This is a genomic window from Thermobifida cellulosilytica TB100 (genome assembly GCF_001517975.1).
Taxonomy (GTDB): Bacteria; Actinomycetota; Actinomycetes; order Streptosporangiales; family Streptosporangiaceae; genus Thermobifida; species Thermobifida cellulosilytica.
Window position 1 is genome coordinate 1 of sequence record NZ_KQ950181.1, and the last position, 15,201, is coordinate 15,201.

At 73.4% G+C, this 15,201-nt stretch carries 15 protein-coding genes; 10 read left to right on the forward strand and 5 right to left on the reverse strand.

From position 1 onward, the window contains the following. The first annotated feature begins 537 nt into the window (after nucleotides 1-537). Together AC529_RS19990 and AC529_RS06310 are read left to right on the forward strand one after the other, a co-directional pair. Entirely contained in the window at nucleotides 538-1,338 is an 801-nt protein-coding gene (locus AC529_RS19990) for a tetratricopeptide repeat protein (protein ID WP_232306617.1), read from the forward strand. 157 nt (nucleotides 1,339-1,495) lie between these two features. Further along, complete coding sequence (locus AC529_RS06310) at nucleotides 1,496-1,927, forward strand: NUDIX domain-containing protein (RefSeq protein ID WP_068754615.1); 432 nt, start codon at nucleotides 1,496-1,498, stop codon at nucleotides 1,925-1,927. A gap of 13 nt (nucleotides 1,928-1,940) precedes the next feature. On the opposite strand, the gene AC529_RS06315 is transcribed toward AC529_RS06310, so the two are convergent. Both AC529_RS06315 and AC529_RS06320 read right to left on the reverse strand, forming a co-directional pair. Continuing rightward, nucleotides 1,941-2,870: a GNAT family N-acetyltransferase gene (locus AC529_RS06315; protein ID WP_068754617.1), complete on the reverse strand. Its 930-nt coding sequence runs from the start codon at nucleotides 2,868-2,870 to the stop codon at nucleotides 1,941-1,943. Nucleotides 2,871-2,917: 47 nt separating this feature from the next. After that, nucleotides 2,918-3,910, reverse strand: coding sequence for an MBL fold metallo-hydrolase (locus tag AC529_RS06320; RefSeq protein WP_068754619.1), 993 nt, complete (start codon nucleotides 3,908-3,910; stop codon nucleotides 2,918-2,920). A gap of 222 nt (nucleotides 3,911-4,132) precedes the next feature. Between AC529_RS06320 and AC529_RS06325 the strand changes: the two genes are divergently transcribed. After that, a complete protein-coding gene (locus tag AC529_RS06325; RefSeq protein WP_068754621.1) occupies nucleotides 4,133-4,594 on the forward strand; it encodes a single-stranded DNA-binding protein in 462 nt (153 codons plus the stop codon). On the opposite strand, the gene AC529_RS06330 is transcribed toward AC529_RS06325, so the two are convergent. The 3 genes from AC529_RS06330 to AC529_RS06340 are packed head-to-tail and all read right to left on the reverse strand — an operon-like array spanning nucleotide 4,540 to nucleotide 7,286. Next, nucleotides 4,540-5,544, reverse strand: a complete 1,005-nt coding sequence (locus AC529_RS06330; protein ID WP_068754622.1) for an HAD-IIA family hydrolase — start codon at nucleotides 5,542-5,544, stop codon at nucleotides 4,540-4,542. The two genes, AC529_RS06325 and AC529_RS06330, sit on opposite strands and share 55 nt — an antisense overlap. Then, the gene (locus tag AC529_RS06335) at nucleotides 5,541-6,887 is read right to left on the reverse strand and encodes a DUF1015 family protein (protein ID WP_068754624.1); all 1,347 of its coding nucleotides are present in this window, start codon (nucleotides 6,885-6,887) and stop codon (nucleotides 5,541-5,543) included. Before AC529_RS06335 ends, AC529_RS06330 begins: the two co-directional genes overlap by 4 nt. 48 nt (nucleotides 6,888-6,935) lie before the next feature. Continuing rightward, complete coding sequence (locus tag AC529_RS06340) at nucleotides 6,936-7,286, reverse strand: SCP2 sterol-binding domain-containing protein (RefSeq protein WP_068754626.1); 351 nt, start codon at nucleotides 7,284-7,286, stop codon at nucleotides 6,936-6,938. Nucleotides 7,287-7,483: 197 nt separating this feature from the next. On the opposite strand from AC529_RS06340, the gene AC529_RS06345 reads away from it, so the two are divergent. The 7 genes from AC529_RS06345 to AC529_RS06370 all read left to right on the forward strand — a co-directional run bounded on the left by AC529_RS06345 (nucleotide 7,484) and on the right by AC529_RS06370 (nucleotide 14,533). Further along, complete coding sequence (locus AC529_RS06345) at nucleotides 7,484-8,257, forward strand: hypothetical protein (RefSeq protein WP_068754628.1); 774 nt, start codon at nucleotides 7,484-7,486, stop codon at nucleotides 8,255-8,257. Further along, complete coding sequence (locus AC529_RS20360) at nucleotides 8,254-8,427, forward strand: hypothetical protein (RefSeq protein ID WP_198156328.1); 174 nt, start codon at nucleotides 8,254-8,256, stop codon at nucleotides 8,425-8,427. The genes AC529_RS06345 and AC529_RS20360 overlap by 4 nt, the downstream gene beginning before the upstream one ends. Before the next feature lie 81 nt (nucleotides 8,428-8,508). After that, nucleotides 8,509-9,309: a TlyA family RNA methyltransferase gene (locus tag AC529_RS06350; protein ID WP_068754630.1), complete on the forward strand. Its 801-nt coding sequence runs from the start codon at nucleotides 8,509-8,511 to the stop codon at nucleotides 9,307-9,309. A gap of 115 nt (nucleotides 9,310-9,424) precedes the next feature. Continuing rightward, on the forward strand, nucleotides 9,425-10,396 hold the full coding sequence (locus tag AC529_RS06355; protein WP_068754632.1) for an NAD kinase: 972 nt from the start codon (nucleotides 9,425-9,427) through the stop codon (nucleotides 10,394-10,396). Nucleotides 10,397-10,465: 69 nt separating this feature from the next. Then, entirely contained in the window at nucleotides 10,466-12,163 is a 1,698-nt protein-coding gene (gene recN, locus AC529_RS06360; RefSeq protein WP_068754634.1) for a DNA repair protein RecN, read from the forward strand. 112 nt (nucleotides 12,164-12,275) lie between these two features. After that, complete coding sequence (steA, locus tag AC529_RS06365) at nucleotides 12,276-13,481, forward strand: putative cytokinetic ring protein SteA (RefSeq protein WP_068754636.1); 1,206 nt, start codon at nucleotides 12,276-12,278, stop codon at nucleotides 13,479-13,481. Further along, on the forward strand, nucleotides 13,478-14,533 hold the full coding sequence (locus AC529_RS06370; protein WP_068754638.1) for a copper transporter: 1,056 nt from the start codon (nucleotides 13,478-13,480) through the stop codon (nucleotides 14,531-14,533). Before steA ends, AC529_RS06370 begins: the two co-directional genes overlap by 4 nt. Nucleotides 14,534-15,201: the final 668 nt, after the last annotated feature.

The window sequence follows — 15,201 nt, forward strand, 5'->3', positions numbered from 1 at the left end:
CCCGACAGGACAACCCCCCCTTTCGCTTGCCTTTGCACACTGTGCAGGATTCACCGATATCGTAGAGTTGACCTGCATCTTTGAATCACTTCGCGCTGCTACGGGGAAGTGGCAGCGTTTTTGACTGTTTACGGACGGAACATGACTGACGACAGCCGATCGGAGAGGCGCGACGGCTCCGGAGCCCGAAACCGGAAAGGTTTCCGATCTGGCGACCAAGGTCAAGGACGACGCGGGGGTTCCCAGGCCGGTCACGGTGGCGGGCGGGGTGGCTCCGGCCGGAGCCACCGGTCCTGGCAGAACCGGGATGCCGGGCAGGGCGACCAGCGCCAGCAGCGGCGTCGCTCCGGTGAGGACCGCAGGGACGGCGACCGCCGCGAACGCTCCGGAAACGAGGAGTTCCGCGGCCGGAGCGGCGGGCCCCGGCGCGGTCGACCGTACGACCAGGGCCGTGGTGACCGCCGAGGACGCGCCGACAGCGGCCGTTTCGACCGTCCCCGTCGAGACCAGGGAGACGAGGAGCTGAAGAAGCAGCCGGTGGAGGAGCCGGAGAGCTCGAAAGAAGTGGCTCCGGAACTCCCCGAGAACGCGCTCGTGCACCGCCTGGACCAGGAGATCCGCAACGAACTGCGCACACTCCCCAAGTCGCTGGCCGACCTGGTGGCCAAACACCTGGTCGCCGCGGGAGACCTGCTCAACCAGGATCCCGAGCGCGCCTACCAGCACGCTCTCTACGCCCGTCGCAGAGCCTCCCGGGTCGGCGCGGTCCGTGAGGCGGCCGGCGTCGCCGCCTACACCGTGGGCAAGTGGCAGGAGGCGCTGTCGGAGCTGCGCGCCGCGCGCCGTATCACCGGCCAGGACACCTACCTCCCCATGATCGCCGACTGCGAGCGGGGCATCGGACGCCCTGAACGGGCGCTGGAGATCGCACACGAGGCCCCGCTCGACCGGTTGGACACGGCCGAGCAGGTCGAGCTGCGCATCGTCGCCTCGGGGGCGCGCCGCGACATGGGCGACCTCCAGGGGGCTCTGGTGGAACTCCAGTGTCCGCAGCTCAAGGAACGGCGTGCTCGCCCCTGGGCGGCACGGCTCTTCTACGCCTACGCCGACGTCCTCGCGGAACTGGGGCGCAAGGAGGAAGCGCGCGAGTACTTCGCCCGTGCCTCAGCCGTGGACCAGGAAGGTCTGACCGACGCCGACGAGCGGCTCGCCGCCCTGGAAGGGCTGGAGATCGTCGACGTCGACGACGACGTGGTGTGGAGCGACGCGGAGGATCCCGACTTCGACGACCCCGCGGAAGCGGACGACGGTCGGGACGACGCGGCAGAAAAGGAGTAGCGCCGGCAGACCGGCCCCGGTGGGCGTCCACGGCGCAGCAGCGGACGCCCACCGGTCCGGGACGCCTCCACCGGCACACGGAGAGCGCACGGTTCCGCCCCGCCTCGGCGCAGCCGGGCAGGGCGAAGCCGCCCCGCAGCGAGACGACCACCGTTCCATGACAGCAGACCCGCCCCCGTTGAACGGGGCCACCGTCCGCCTCGGGCACCTGCCCGCCGCCCACGACTCCGTCGTCGTCCTGCTCTTCTGCGACGGCAGGCCCGTCATGGTCCGCCACCGCGACCGCGCCTGGGAGTTCCCGGGAGGGCACGCCGAAGCCGGAGAGGACATCGAGGCCACGGCACGGCGCGAGGCAAGAGAGGAAGCCGGAGCGGAGCTGACGGACCTGCGGGCCGTCGGCTACTACGTGCTGCCCGACGGGCACACGACCGTGGTCACCTGCGCCCAGTTGGCGTCCCTGGCGCCACTGACCGGAGAACACGAGACCGTGGAAGTCCGGGCCTTCGACGTGCTGCCGCCCGACCTGTCCTTCACCGACGGCCTGTACGCCTACCTGCTCACCGAACTCGGCCTGCCCGGGGCGCCCTGACCCGGAGAGGGGGTCAGCGCCGCCCGTCCGGGGACACCGCCTTGACGTACAGGAACTCCCTCGCCACGGGCCGGTAGCCCAGGCGCGCGTTCAACGCGAGGATGGGGGAGTTCTCCTCGGCGTTCCCGGTCAGCGCCACCCGGAAACCGTGTTCCCGCGCCCGGTGCAGCGCGGCGCTCTTGGCGTATCCGGCCAGACCACGGTTGCGGTATCCGGGCGAGGTCCCGGTCATGACCGAGTACACCGCCTCCCCTGAGGCCAGCAGCGTGACGATGCACACCGGACGGCCGTCCAGCACCACCGCCGCGCTGAGGTCCAGGTCCAGCAGCGGGTTCCGCCACACGGCGGCCAGCCAGTCCGTGTAGGAGAGGGGCTGGTGCGGGAACCCGGAAGCGGGCTCGTCGCGGGCCGCGGACTCCTCCACGGCATACAGCGGGTGCGGGTCGGCGAGGAAGGCCCGGTAGGTCGACAGCCGGACGCCCGGCGGCGGAGAGGGAAGCGGAGGCAGCTCGGCCAGGACGAGCTCCTGGAAGCAGGTTCCGGAGCGGCGGACGTAACCGCGACGCTCGGCGAAGCGCACGGACTCCGGCGTGTCCTGGACGACGGCGCGCAGCACGGTCGCGCCCGCGTCGACGGCGTAGCGCTCCATCGGGCGCAGCAGCGCACCGCCCACGCCCCGGCCCCGGTGGCGCCGTCCGACGGTCACGCTCACCACGCCTCCGTCAGGCCGGGGCCCTTCCCGGTCCAGTTCGGCCGCTGCGTGGCCCACGACGACGCCGTCGAGCTCCGCCACCGTGAACACGGCCCGGCCGCTGCCCGACAGGGCCGCCACCCGCTCCCGCAGTGCTGCCGCGTCGTCGACCAGGTGGGGGAGGACCTGCCTGCTGAGATCGAGGACGGCGGGCGCGTCGGTGGCACGGAAGGGGCGCAGTACGAGGCTCACCCCACGACCCTACGGCGGATCGGTTCCGCGTGCCGGGATTCGCGGCCTCAGCCGGCCGGTTCGCGGCCCGCCGCGTCCTGCTCCGCCTTGAGCCGGTCCAGCCAGTGCAGGATGCCGGAGACGTTGCTCTCCGCCCCGCTGAGCGTCTCCAGGATCTCCTGCGTCTCCTGCGGGATCTCCGGGGGAGCCGGACGGTACCGCTCCAGCACGCGCTCGCGCACCATGGCGACCGCGTGGTCCAGGTCGCCGCCGGTGTCGTGCGACTCCCGCACGGTCTCCACCCACACCCGCAGCTCCTCCACTGCACGCTCCAGCAGCGGATCGACCTCGTCGACCGCGCCGAAGTGCGAGAACATCAGACGCTGCGGTCCGATGTCGCGGAACAGCCGCAGCGAGCCCAGCGCCGCCTCCAGGTTGAAGTCCGGCGGCGGGGTGGCCGGGCGCAGGTCGCCGGTGTGCGGGTTGTACATGCCCGCTGCGTCGCCCACGTACAGGTCTCCCGTGGCGGAGTCCACCAGGCCGACGTGGTGCTTGGCGTGTCCGGGGGAGTAGTGGGCGGTCAGGGAGCGGCCCGCGCCCAGGTCGATCACGTCTCCGGTGGTCACCGCCCGGATCCGGGGCGCCTCGGTCGGCACCATCTCACCGAACAGCACGTCCAGACGGTCGCCCCACACCATGCGGGCGCTGCCCATGAGACGGGACGGGTCGGCGAGATGACGGGCGCCGCGCTCGTGCACGACGATCTCGGCGTTGGGGAACATCTGGGCGATCCGGCCTGCGCCGCCCGCGTGGTCCAGGTGGATGTGGGTGACCACCACGGTGGCCAGGTCCTGCGCCTCCACCCCCAGGGAGTGCAGCGCGTCGCGGAGCACCGGAGCCGACCCCGCGGTGCCGACCTCCACGACGCAGGGACGCTCCGAGCGGATCAGGTAGCTGGACGTGATCCCCCGGACCCCCGCCATCCTGGTGTCGATCGCGAAGATCTCGTCGCCGAGCGGGACGATGTCCCCGTCGGCGGGCGCCGTCGCCCGCTCCGTCATGCTCCGCTCCTCTCGCCGCTGTCACGCTGACCGAGTCCGAATCTAGTTCACGCTGTTCCCGGGGTGCGGCCCCAGGGTGCCCGTGCGGGACCGCCGACGTTTTCCACAGGCCCCAGATTCGGTTTTGCTCACCCAGGGTGTTCGGACGACTCTGGAAAGGAGTGAAGGCGCCGCAGAGCACAACGCGCGGGCGCCACCGGAACTCCTGAGGAGGAACACCACATGCACAGCACCCCACCGGTCTCGGCCCCCCTCCGCGCGGACGAGAGCGCCCAGCCGCAGGCGCGGACAGAGGTCGAGCACCGCAACGAGGTCCTGCTTGCCGGGCGGGTCATCGCCGAGCCGTCGGTGCGCGAGCTGCCCAGCGGGGACCAGTTGGTGACCTGGCGCATCTCGGTGAACCGGCCCCGGGCCGAAAAGCGCGCCCGGCAGGAGGCCGACCCGATCACCTGCGTCAGCTTCCGCAGGGACATGGTGGAACTCACCCGGGACTGGCGCATCGGCGACACGGTCCAGGTCACCGGAGCGCTGCGGAGGCGATTCTGGCGTTCCGCCAACGGTGTGGCCAGCGTGTTCGAGGTGGAGGCCAAGACCGCACACCGCGTCGGGACAGCGGATCCGGTGCCGGATCACCAACCCAGGACGGCGGTGACCTCCCGCAGTGAAGCGGCGGAGGGGGTGTGACCGCCGTGCCAGACGGCCGCGCACAGGGCACGCAGGCCGTCCAGGCGCTCCCCCGAGCCCTGCAACCGCAGGCGCTCCCCCTCCGCCGTGGCGGTCCATCCTCCGCAGCGCGCGCTTCCGCCGCCCCACACGACCTCGGGGTGCGTCTGGTTGAGCCCGCCGATGTCGTAGGCGAGGTAGGAGGGGCGGTGCTCGGGCGGGGCCAGCAGGAGGTCCGCGGGTGTGGTCACCCCGGTCAGCACCAGCATGCTGTGCGCGCCGCGCCGGTGCGCGCCCTCGATGTCGGTGTCCAGGCGGTCGCCGATCACCAGCGGGTTGACGGCCCCGGTGCGACGCACGCCCTCCTCGTGCAGGGGCCGCTCCGGTTTGCCTGCCACGAGCGGCTCCTGCCGGGTGGCGTGCGCGATCACCCGGGCGAAGGACCCGTTGCCGGGCTGGATGCCGCGGCCCATGGGGGCGGTGGCGTCGCTGTTGCTCACCACGAACAGGGCCCCGGCGGCCACCGCGAGCGCCCCCTCGACCACCAGGTCGAGCCCGAGCCGGGGGGAGTACCCCTGGACCACGGCCACCGGGCGGTCGTGCACGGTGGTCACCGGACGCAGTCCGTGGGCGCGTACCGCCTGGCGCAGCCCCGTGTCGCCGACCACCAGCACCGGCGACCCCGCGGGGACCCGTTCGGCGATCAGGCGGGCGGCGGCCTGCGCCGAGGTGACCACCTCCTCCGGAACCGCGGAGATCCCCAGAGCGGTGAGGCGCTCGGCGATGGCCGCGGGGGTGCGCGAGGCGTTGTTGGTCACGAAGGCGATCCGCATGCCCTGGGTACGGGCCTTGGCCACGGCCTCGGGGGCGGCGGGTACCGCGCGCGGACCCAGGTAGACCACCCCGTCCAGGTCGATCAGGGCGGCGTCGTAGACCGAGTGCAGGGGGCGGGATGCGGCCAGCAGAGTCATCGTTTCCCGTCGCAGTCCGAAAGGTCGGTGGAATCGTTTCCGAGAAGGCGCAGCACCAGGCCGGTGCGCGGTTTGGGGCCGAAGGAGGTCGTCTTGCGGGGGGTGCGTTCGCCGTCGGCGACCACAGCGTAGACGTCGTCGATCCGCGGCGGCGGCAGGAGCACCGCGCACCCCTGGTGCGCGCAGGCCAGGTCCACCGCCTCGGCTGCGCTGTCGTGGACCAGGCGGGCGTCCTCGTCGCGCAGCCCGCACGCCGGGAGGAGGAGGTGGCCCAGCACCGCGGTGGGCAGCGACCGCCACCGTGCGGAGCGGTCCGGAAGAGCAGCAGCCACAGCGGTGCGGTCCACTTCGCGGACGAGGAAGCGGCTCCGGGCGTCGACCAGCAGCAGTGCTGCTCCCCGCCGGGCCGCGTCGGCCAGCCGGGACACGGACGCGTCGAAAGGCAGGCCGGTGAGGTCGTCCACCCGGGCCCAGGAGGCGGCCGCGCCCGCCAACCGCTCTGCCGGCACCCCGTCGAACACGCGGTGGATGGCGTCCAGCCGCGGCGGGAAGGAGTCGGAGTCGACGAGCAGGGCGAGCCCGTAGGCCCAGGCGGGCTGGTCCGGGTGTCGTTCCCGCAGTTGCTGGTAGGCGGCGTACCGGTGGTGCCCGTCGGCGATCAGCGCGCTGCGGGCCGACAGGTCCGCGGCCACGGCGGCGTGCTGTCCGGGGTCGGTGAGCGCCCACAGCCGGTGGCGCACCCCGTCGCCGGTCACGGTGTCGGTCAGCGGGACACCCGGGACCGGGGCCGCGGCGAGCCTGCCGGCCGTGCCGCGGGAGGCTCCGGTGCCGCCCCGGTAGAGCAGGAAGATCGGCTCCAGGTTCGCGCGGGTCCGCTCCATCAGGCGGACCCGGTCGGCCACGGCGGTGTCGAGGACGTCCTCGTGGCCGCGGACCGCCCGGCCCCCGGGCGGGGGGAGGCGGAGCGCGCCGAGGAGACCGCGCTGGCGGTCGCCGTCGGGGGTGGTCTGCTCGTAGACGTACAGTGCGGGCTCGACGTCGTGGACGAGGACGCCCTCGGCGATCCAGCGGCGCAGGGTGCGCGCGGCCCGCGCGTAGCGGTCGGGGCCGCACAGTCCGCTGCGCGCGTCCGCCGTCGGCGGCAGGGTCAGCCGGACGGCGTTGCGGGGCTCGGCGCGGACCAGGTCGGTGACGGCGTCGGCGCTCAGCACGTCGTAGGGAGGAGCCAGAGCCCGAGCCAGGTCCGGGACGGGGATTTCGAGGAGCGGACGGGCGTCCGGGGACGCGTAGCGCAGTCCGCGGAACGGGGCGATGCAGAGGACGTCTGCCGCAGGGTCCGGCATTTCAGCACGATATCCGGAGACGGGCACGGTGGCCGGGAAGCACGGCGGCTACAGCAGTTTGCGCAGCCGCGCCAGGTCGCCGAGGCTCGCCTTCACCTTGACCCGGCCGGTCAGCAGGGCCTTGGCGTAGTCCAGCCGGTCGTCGGCCAACGCCACCAGGTCGTCGCTGGTGAGCGTGATGCGCACCTGGGCCCGGTCCTTCTCGGAGGAGAGCGTGGCGTCGACGACGTCGGTGAGGCCCCCGGGGGTCAGCCGCATCGTGAAGACGGTCCCCAGATCGCTGACGGTCAGGCTGATCGTCCGCTCCACGATGTGCGCGCGCCGCTGCGCCTCGTCGAGCCGGCTGATCCGGTCGGAGATGCGGTCGACGGCGGTGCGGCATTCCTCAACGTTGGCCATACCTCTCATCATGCCCCAAGGGGGTGCGAGGGCGAGCCGCACCTCATCCGTGACAAGAAGGACAGAAGCGGGGAGAGGGCGGGGTTCGTTGCGGTTCGGCCTCGCGAGAGCAGAGATGGGGGTAGTTTTTTCCCCGGGTCTTCCCGCCTCGGGCATCGCCGCCGGCACACCTGGATTCTTTCGAGGAGTACGTTCTTATGGTCGTCGACGTGGTACGCGCCTATCTGGAGGCTGCCAGCGGGCTCACCGAACTCACCCGCAAGCGTGCGGTCGCGGCGGCCAAGACCCTGATCCGCGAGAGCGACGAGCGCGCCGCGTCGCCGCGGGCGTCCGACACCGCCGGCGGGACGGAGAACGGGGAGTCGCCGCTGCCCGGGGTCCGGGTGGGCCCCAGCATCCAGGCGCTGGCAGCCGAGCTGATCGAGACCAGCCGGAACAACCGCGCCGCACTCGGCCGACTGATCGAGGAGGAGGTCGCGCGGGTGCTGGACCGCCTCGACGTGGTGCCCCGGGACGACTACGACCGGCTGGCACGGCGGGTCGCCGAGCTGGAACGGCGGCTGGCCTCGGTGACGGCGGCCCAGCGGCGTCGGACCACGGTCGACGACGCGGCGCGGACCGCGGCCGCCGCTCCGGAACAGCCCGTCCCGCAGGCCGACACGGGCGACCGGGCGGAGGCGGCCGACGAAGCGGACACCCCCACGGCAGGCGTCCCCGCCGCGGACGCCCCCGCCCAGGCCGCAGAGCCCGTCCCGGCAGCCGAGGCGGACACGCAGGCGGGCAGGACCGAGGAGTCCACGGCCGAGGAACCGCAGTCCCAGCAGCCCGCAGAGGAGGCGGCCCCGGAGAGCACGGCCAAGCCCGCCGCCCGCAGCGGCAAGACCAAGACCTCCCGGGCCCGCGCCGCCAAGAGCCAGACCAAGCGTGCCGCGACCCGCCGCGGCACCACGCGGAACGGGAGCAAGTCGTGAGCGAGGAGGAGAAGCTCGCCGAGCGCACCGCCGAGGGGGTGCGGGCCCGGCTGGAGTCCCTCGACGGGCTCCCCACGCACGAGCACGTCGCCGTGTACGAGACGGTGCACCAGGAGCTGTCCGCGGTGCTCTCCGTCCTCGACGCCCCCGGAGGGGGACACACGCCCTGAGCCGGGCCTCCCCACCCGCGCGGTGGACGTACGGTTGACACGGACGACAACCGCGACGGTGAAGGAGACGGACAGCAGACCATGGCCAGACGCAGCCGACTGGACGCCGAACTGGTCCGGCGGGGCCACGCGCGCTCACGCGCCCACGCCGCCGAGCTCATCAGCGCGGGGCTGGTCCGCGTCGCCGGGAACGTCGCCGTCAAGGCCGCCACCCAGGTCGGCGCGGACCAGGCGATCGTGGTGACGCAGGCCGACGACGAACCGGTCTACGTCTCCAGGGGCGCCCACAAGCTGATCGGCGCGCTCGACGCTTTCGGCGTCGACGTCACCGGGCGGCACTGCCTGGACGCGGGCGCCTCCACCGGAGGGTTCACCGACGTGCTGCTGCGCCGCGGCGCCGCCCGCGTCGTCGCGGTGGACGTCGGCTACGGCCAACTGGCCTGGTCGCTGCGGTGCGACCCCCGGGTGACGGTGCTGGAGCGGCAGAACGTCCGCGAACTCACCCCCGGCCACGTCGGCGAGCCCCGCCCTGACCTGGTGGTCGGCGACCTCTCCTTCATCTCGCTGCGTCTGGTGCTCGAACCGCTCGTCGCCTGCTCCACCCCCGACGCCGACCTCCTGTTGATGGTCAAACCGCAGTTCGAGGTGGGACGGGAGCGGGTCGGCTCCGGCGGCGTGGTCCGCGACCCCGAGCTGCGCGCCTCGGCGGTGCGCGGCGTCGCCGACCACGCCCGGACCCTCGGGCTGGGCGTGCGCGACGTGACCGCCAGCCCGCTGCCCGGGCCGTCCGGCAACGTCGAGTACTTCCTGTGGCTGCGCGCCGGTGCTCCCCCGCTGGAGGAGGCCCGGCTGAGCCGGGCGATCGCGGAGGGACCGCAGTAGGCGGGCCGCATGCCTGACCGGTGACGCGGGTCGGATAACGTGACTCGGCCACCTGCGATCGACCGGCGCCGTTGCGGACGGGGCCGGACACCGCGACGAGGAGAGCCTTCTTTTGATGACCGGCACAGGTGAGGACAGGTCCGGCGGTACGGGCGCGACGGCCGACCGCACCGTGCTCCTGTTGGCCCACACCGGGCGGCCCGCCGCCGTGCGCAGCGCCCGCCTGGTCCACGAGCGCCTCACCCGGGCCGGGGTGGCGGTGCGGATGCTCGCCTCCGAGGTCGACGAGATCAGACAGAGCGGCACGCGGATGGAGCCGGTGGAGATCGTGGAGCCGGGCGCGGACGCCGCGGTCGGCACCGAACTCATCATGGTGCTGGGCGGCGACGGCACGCTGTTGCGCGCCGCCGAACTCGCCCGGCCCACCGGGGTCCCGCTGCTGGGCGTCAACCTGGGGCACGTGGGCTTCCTCGCGGAGGCCGAGCGCGACGACCTGTCGGACACGGTCCGCTGCGTGGTCGACCGCGACTACTCGGTGGAGGAGCGCATGACCCTCGACGTCGCGGTCTACTGCAGGGGGCGGAACGGCGCGGGCGAGCCGGTGCGCACCTGGGCGCTGAACGAGGCCACCGCCGAGAAGGTCGAGGCGGGCCGCATGCTGGAGGTCGTGCTGGAGGTCGACGGGCGACCGCTGTCCCGCTGGGGCTGCGACGGGGTGGTGTGTGCCACGCCGACCGGTTCGACCGCGCACGCCTTCTCCGCGGGCGGCCCCATCGTGTGGCCCTCCGTGGCGGCGCTGCTCGTGGTGCCGCTGAGCGCGCACGCGCTGTTCGCCCGGCCCCTGGTGGTCTCCCCGGACGCGGTGATCGCGTTGGAGGTGCTGCCGGAGACGACCGACGGGGTGCTCTGGTGCGACGGACGCCGTATGGTCGAATTGCCCGCCGGAGCGCGGGTCGAGATCTCGCGGTCGGACGTTCCGGTGCGGCTGGCGCGATTGCAGCACGCGCCGTTCACCGACCGGCTGGTCGCGAAGTTCGGCCTTCCGGTGGCAGGCTGGCGCGGACGGGCCGAACGCGACGGCGGATAGGTGGTCCTCCGAGCGCGGGCGGTGGGACCGCACGGTGTCTCAGCAGTGGTGGTTACGGGAGAGAGTCCGGTGCTCGAAGAAGTCCGAATCCAAGGTCTCGGCGTGATCGACGACGCCGTTCTGGAGCTGTCTCCAGGGTTCACCGTGGTCACCGGCGAGACCGGCGCGGGCAAGACGATGGTGGTCACCGGTCTGGGGCTGCTCTTCGGCGGGCGGGCCGACCCCCAGCGGGTGCGCCCCGGGGCGTCCCGGGCGGTCGTGGAAGGGCGGCTGACCGTCGACCCCGACAGCAGGGTCGCCCGGCGGGTCGAGGAGGCCGGCGGGGAGCTCGACGAGGGGACGCTGATCATCTCGCGCAGCGTGTCCGCGGAGGGCCGCTCCCGCGCCTCCCTGGGCGGCCGGTCGGTGCCGGTGAGCCTACTGGCCTACCTCGCCGACGACCTGGTGGCGGTGCACGGCCAGTCCGACCAGCAGCGGCTGCTGCGCACCGACCGGCAGCGCGCCGCCCTCGACCGCTACGCGGGTGATGCGCTCAACGCCACCCTGGGCGCCTACACCGCTGCCTACCGCAAGCACCAGGAGGTGGAGGCGGAGCTGACGGAGCTGACCACCCGGGCCCGGGAACGGGCCCAGGAGGCGGACCTGCTGCGGTTCGGGGTGGAGGAGATCGCCGCGGCCGAACTGCGTCCCGGCGAGGACGAGGAACTCCTGGCGGAGGAGACCCGGCTGGCGCACGCCGACGCGCTGCGGCTGGCCGCGACCACCGCGCACGAGGCCCTGGTCGGGGACCCCGCCTCCGACGTGGAGGTGGACGTCAGCTCGCTGCTGGCCGGGGCGCGCCAGGCGCTGTCGGGGGTCCGCCAGCACGACCCGGCGCTCGCCTCGCTCGCCGACCGCCTGGACGAGGTCAGCTACGTGATCAGCGACGCCGCCACCGAACTGGCCTCCTACGCCGAGTCGGTGGACGCGGACCCCGCGCGGCTGGCCGCGGTGCAGGAGCGCCGGGCGCTGCTGGCGCAGTTGACCCGCAAGTACGGGGACACCGTCGAGGACGTTCTGGCCTGGGCGGAGGACGCCGCCAAACGGCTGGGCGAGCTGGAGGGCGACGACGAGCGCATCGAGGCGCTCACCGCCGAGGAGGCGCGGCTGCGCGAACGGATGACCGAGCTCGCCGACCAGCTCACCAGCATCCGCACCGCGGCCGCCGAACGGTTCGGCGAGGCCGTCACCGAGGAGCTCACCGCGCTGGCCATGCCGCACGCCCGCGTCACGGTCCGCATCCGCACCGGCGAGGAGTTCGGACCGTACGGGCGCGACGAGGTCGAGCTGCTGCTCGCCCCGCATCCGAGCGCGCCGGCGCTGCCGCTGCACAAGGGGGCCTCCGGCGGTGAGCTGTCGCGGGTCATGCTGGCCATCGAGGTGGTCTTCGCGGGCGCAGACCCGGTGCCGACCTTCGTGTTCGACGAGGTCGACGCCGGAGTCGGCGGCAAGGCCGCGGTAGAGATCGGACGGCGGCTGGCCCGGCTGGCGCGGCGCGCCCAGGTCATCGTGGTCACCCACCTGCCGCAGGTGGCGGCCTTCGCCGACACGCACCTGGTGGTGGAGAAGTCCAACGACGGCATGGTCACCGAGAGCGGGGTGACCCGCCTGGACCGTGCCGGACGGGTGCGGGAGCTGTCCCGCATGCTGGCCGGGATGGAGGACTCCGAACTCGGCCGCGCCCACGCCGAGGAGCTGCTCACCCTCGCGGCGGCCGACCGGGTCTGAGCCCGCCGCGGCCCGGAGGGAAAGGGACCGGGAGGCGACGCCCGGTCCACCGACACGCCGAGGTGTCACTCTTTGTTACTGCAACCTCTCTCTCCGTGGCAGTATGCGGGCGATGAAGGTTCCGACCGCGCTGAGCGCGCGACTTCCCAGGCTCCGTCGCGCCAAGCCCAACGGGATGGCCGGCGTGAGTGCCCCGGTCCGGGCCGACCGTCGCACCAAGAACCTCACCAAACGGCTCAGACCCGGCGACATCGCGATCATCGACCACGTCGACCTCGACCGCGTCAGCGCCGAGGCCCTCGTGGAGTGCGGGGTCTCCGCCGTGGTGAACGCCGCCAAGAGCATCAGCGGCCGCTACCCCAACCTGGGGCCCCAGCTCATCGTCGAGGCGGGGATCCCCCTGGTGGACGAGGTGGGCCCCGAGGTCTTCACCCTCGTCGACGAGGGCGAGCGGCTCCGGCTGGAGGGCGGCGCCCTGATGCGCGGGGACACGGTGGTGGCCAAGGGCGTCGAACAGGACGTCGAATCGGTCCGGGCCGCCATGGCCGAGGCGCGCTCCGGGCTCGCGACCCAACTGGAGGCGTTCGCCGCCAACACCATGGAGTACCTCAAACGCGAGCGGACCCTCCTGCTGGAAGGGGTCGACGTCCCCGACATCGCCACGCCGATCGAGGGCCGCCACGTCCTGATCGTGGTGCGCGGCTACCACTACCGGGAGGACCTGGCGGCACTGCGCCCCTACATCCGCGAGTACCACCCGGTCATCATCGCCGTGGACGGCGGGGCCGACGCGCTGCTGGAGGCCGGCTACCGGCCCGACATCATCGTCGGCGACTTCGACTCGGTGTCCGACCGCGCCCTGGCCTGCGGAGCGGAACTGGTGGTGCACGCCTACCGGGACGGACGGGCGCCCGGCCTGCGGCGCCTCACCGAGCTGGGCTACGACCCCGTGGTCTTCCCCGCCACCGGGACCAGCGAGGACGTGGCGATGCTGCTCGCCGACGACGCCGGAGCCTCCCTCATCGTCGCCGTCGGCACCCACGCCACCCTGGAGGAGTTCCTGGACAAGGGGCGCGCGGGAATGGCCAGTACCTTCCTCACCCGTCTGCGCGTCGGCGGAAAACTCGTCGACGCCAAGGGCGTCAGCCGCCTCTACCGCAGCCGCATCTCGCCGTGGACGCTGCTGCTGCTCGTGGCGGCCAGCCTGCTCACCATCGTCGTCGCGGCCTACTGCTCCCCGGCCGGACAGGTCTACCTGACCTTCCTCGCCGCGCGGTGGGACGCCTTCTACTACTGGCTCACGGGGCTCTTCGCGTGATCGACTTCCGCTACCACCTGGTCTCCACCGTCGCGATCTTCCTGGCGCTCACCGTCGGCATCGTCCTGGGCACCACCATGCTGCAGGACCCGCTGCTGCACACCCTCAAGGCCGAGACCGCGCAACTGCGCGAGCAGAGCGAGCAACTGCGCACCGACAAGGACCTGGCCGACCAGTTCAACACGGGCAGCGCCCAGCTCATCGCCGCCTACGAGAAGGCGATGGTGGACCGCAGGCTCACCGGCACGCGGGTCGTGGTCGTGGAGCCGCCCGGGGTGGACGCCGCCGTCCGCGACGCCGTCGTCAGACTGCTGGGGCAGGCCGGGGGCAAGGTCGTCGGCCGCATCTCCCTCACCGACCGCTACCTCGACCCCGGCCAGGCCGACCTCGTCGACGAGGTCGCCGACCGCTGGAGCGAGGGCCTGGAGGTGCCCCGCGGCACCCCCTACGAGCGGGCCGGGACCGAGCTGGCCCGCGCGGTGTTCGCCGCCGGTGCCGAGGACGCGGACACCTCAGCGGACACCGGGGACGAGGAGCGCGCCGACGGCTTCGACCCCGAGGCGCTGGTCGCCGGATACGCCGAGTCCGGCCTGCTCGCCGTGGACGGCGAACCCGCCTCGGGCGCCGACGCCGTGCTGCTGCTGGCCCCCGCCGAGCCGTTCGCCCTCCCCGGCGGCCAGGAGGACAGCGGTACGGCCGCCCCGCCCGCCAACGCGGCGGTGCTGGCGCTGGCACGCGCCTTCGACCGTGCCGGTGCCGCCACCGTCCTGGCCGGAACGCCCACCGCGGACGGGCCCGGCGGGCTCGTCCGGCAGGCGCGCGCCGAGGACGTCCCCTTCAGCACCGTCGACACGGTCGGCACCACCGCGGGCGACGTCGTCACCGTGCTGGCGCTGGCACTGGCCCGGGAGGGCCGCGACGGCCACTACGGGATCGGCCCGGGAGCCGACGGCTTCCTGCCCACCGTCCTGCCGGTGCCCCGGCCCCAGCAGCCCCCCTCGCCCTCCAACGGCGTCACCGCCGAAGACGTCGCCACCGACAACGAGTCCTAGCGAGTCCCAGCCATGCCCTTGCGTTCTCCGACCGTCCTGTCCCGCTTCCGCCGCCGGACCACACCGCCGCCCCGGCGGCCCTCCGCGCGCGCTGCCGTGCTCGCCGCCGGGATGGGGGCGGCAGCCGCCCGGGGCCTGTATGCGGCCCTGACCGACCGGTGGGGGCCCGGGAGGGACCGGGGGCCGTGGAACCGCGTCAACTTCCGCGGCGAGCAGGTCACCCTGCTGGAGGGGCCCGCCCTGGCGGTCGGCGCGTGCGCGGGTGCCGCCCTCGCCCCCGGCACGCAACCCGCACTGCGCATGGCGGCCGTGCTCGCCGGGTGCGGCGCCGCGGCCTTCGGCGCCTACGACGACCTGTACGGCTCCGGCGCCTCCCGGGGCTTCCGGGGCCACCTGCGGGCGCTGGCGCGCGGCCGTGTGACCACCGGAGCCGTCAAGATCGCAGGAATCGGCGCGAGCGGACTGGCCGCCGCCACCGAACTGGCCTCCTACGCCGAGTCGGTGGACGCGGACCCCGCGCGGCTGGGCGCTGCTGGCGCAGTTGACCCGCAAGTACGGGGACACCGTCGAGGACGTTCTGGCCTGGGCGGAGGACGCCGCCAAACGGCTGGGCGAGCTGGAGGGCGACGACGAGCGCATCGAGGCGCTCACCGCCGAGGAGGCGCGGC